Source organism: Streptomyces odonnellii, from assembly GCF_000981895.1.
GTDB lineage: Bacteria > Actinomycetota > Actinomycetes > Streptomycetales > Streptomycetaceae > Streptomyces > Streptomyces odonnellii.
Window position 1 is genome coordinate 1 of sequence record NZ_LATD01000633.1, and the last position, 2,607, is coordinate 2,607.

2 protein-coding genes are annotated in these 2,607 nt (G+C 73.5%); both read left to right on the forward strand.

Annotation, left to right across the window (positions count from 1 at the left end; genetic code table 11):
* Positions 1-601, forward strand: a 601-nt coding sequence (locus WH07_RS35830; RefSeq protein ID WP_046509469.1) for a TIGR03084 family metal-binding protein, incomplete at its 5' end; no start/stop codon positions are given.
* A 377-nt stretch (positions 602-978) separates the two neighbouring features.
* Positions 979-2,607, forward strand: a 1,629-nt coding sequence (locus WH07_RS35835; RefSeq protein WP_232789181.1) for an acyclic terpene utilization AtuA family protein, incomplete at its 3' end; no start/stop codon positions are given.

Sequence of the window (2,607 nt, forward strand, 5' to 3'; positions counted from 1 at the left end):
GCGGGGCGCCGGGGAGCCGGGCAAGGCCCTCGCGGGTTCCGGGTCCGCCGTCGACGAGGCAGCGGCCGTGGGTGCGGCGCTTCCGTCGGCCGAACTGCTGTACCGGTGGCGTGACGGCCGTGCACGGCTGCGCGATGCCTTGTCGGGGGCGGCGCCGGGTGCGCGTTTTCCGTGGTTCGGGCCGCCGATGAGTGGCGCCTCGATGGTGACCGCGCGGCTGATGGAGACATGGGCGCACGGCCAGGACATCGCGGACGCGCTGGGCGTACGGCGCGAACCGACCGCGCGGCTGCGGCATGTGGCGTGGATCGGCGTACGGGCACGCGACTACGCCTACCTCGTACGCGGCGAGCAGCCGCCCGCCGACCCCTTCCGCGTCGAACTCACTGGCCCGGGCGGGGAGTTCTGGGCGTACGGCCCGGAAGCCGCGGCCCAACGGGTGACCGGCTCGGCGCTGGACTTCTGCCTCCTGGTCACGCAGCGGGCGCACCGTGCGGATGTGTCGGTACGAGCGGAGGGCCCGGACGCGGACCACTGGCTGGACATCGCCCAGGCCTTCGCGGGCCCGGCGGGCAAGGGCCGCGAGCCCAAGGGGGCGTGATGGCGAAGCCCATGCGGGCCGAGGCTGTGCCGGGCGGGCCGCCCATGTCGGCAGGCCCTGTGTCCCGTGGCGCTGTGTCTGCCGGGCCTATGTCGGCCCACACCATGTCTGCCGGACCCATGTCGGTGGGCGCTGTGCCCCGCGGCGCTGTGTTGGGCGGCAACACGTGGGGCGGGGCCATGTCGGCGGAGCCCATGTCGCGCGGGGCTATGTCGGGCGGTGCTGTGCTGGGCGGGCCGCCCATGTCGACGGAGTCCATGGCGGGCGGGCCCATGTTGGGCGGCGACATGGCGGGCGGCCATATGTCCTCCGGCACCATGTCGGGCGGCCACATGGTCTCCGACCACATGTCCTCCGGCCACACGTCTCCTGACGCCATGTCGGCCCGGACCGCACTCATCGGCGCGAGCCCGGAGGTGCTGCGGATCGGGAACGCGTCCGGGTTTTACGGCGACCGGTTCGACGCGTTGCGGGAGATGCTGACCGGAGGGCAGCTCGATGTGCTCACCGGGGACTATCTCGCCGAGCTGACCATGCTCATTCTCGGGCGGGACCGGATGAAGGACCCGGGCGCCGGGTATGCCAAGACGTTTCTGCGGCAGTTGGAGGAGGGGCTCGGGCTCGCCCATGAGCGGGGCGTCAGGATCGTCACCAACGCCGGTGGTCTGAATCCGGCCGGACTCGCCGCCGCGATCAGGGAGTTGGCCGTACGGGTGGGCGTACCGGCGCGGGTCGCGCATGTCGAGGGTGACGATCTGCGGGGCCGGAAGGAGTGGGGCGACGGCGTTCTCACCGCCAACGCCTACCTCGGCGGCGCCGGGATCGCCGCGTGTCTGCGCGCCGGGGCCGATGTCGTGGTCACCGGCCGGGTCACCGACGCGGCGCTCGTCACCGGCCCGGCCGCCGCCCACTTCGGCTGGGACCTCCCCCCGGACCCCGGTGACATCGCCGGCCCCGCCGGCCCGGACCGTCCCGCCGGCTCGTACGCTCCAACCGACCCGCACGGCCCCGCACGCCTCCACGCCCTCGCACGCCTCCACGCCCTCGCCGGTGCCGTTGTCGTCGGGCATGTCCTGGAGTGCGGGACCCAGGCCACCGGGGGGAACTACTCCTTCTTCACCGCGCACGACACCCGCCACCCCGGCTTCCCCCTCGCCGAGATCCACGCCGACGGGTCCGCCGTCATCACCAAGCACCTCGGTACGGGCGGGGTCGTCGACATCGGGACCGTCACCGCGCAGTTGCTGTACGAGACCGGGGGCGCCCGGTATCCGGGGCCCGATGCGACCGCGCGGCTCGACACCGTACGACTGGCACAGGAAGGGCCGGACCGGGTCAGGATCTCGGGCGTACGGGGCGAACCGCCGCCCGCCACCCTCAAGGTCGGGCTGACCAGGATCGGCGGCTGGCGCAACGAGGTCGTCTTCGTTCTCACCGGGCTCGACATCGAGGCCAAGGCGCGGCTGGTGCGCGAACAGGTGGAGGACGCGTTCGGCGGACGGCGCCCGGCCGAGGTGCGCTGGGAGCTGGCCCGTACGGACCGGCCCGACGCGGACACCGAGGAGACCGCAAGCGCCCTGCTGCGTCTTGTCGTCCGCGACAGCGATCCGGAGGCGGTGGGCCGTGCCGTCACCGGTGCGGCGGTCGAGCTGGCGCTCGGCAGTTACCCCGGTTTCCATGTCACCGCGCCTCCGGGCAAGGGCGCGCCGTACGGGGTCTTCGAAGCGGTGTACGTCGACCCGGCGGAGGTCCCGCACACGGCCGTACTGCCGGACGGCCGACGGCTGGCGGTACCGAGCCCCGTAGAAGATCCGGTGCCAAGCCCCGTGCCGAGTCCCGCGCCAGGCCCGGCGCCGAGCCACGTACCAGATCCCGTGCCAGGTCCGGCGCCAAGCCCCGTATCAAGCCCGGTGCCGAGCCCCGTACCAAGTCCCCTACGTACCAAGGCGCTTGAGCCCGCATCCCCTCCCGAGGTCCCCGACCCCCTCCCGTCCGGGCCCCCCACC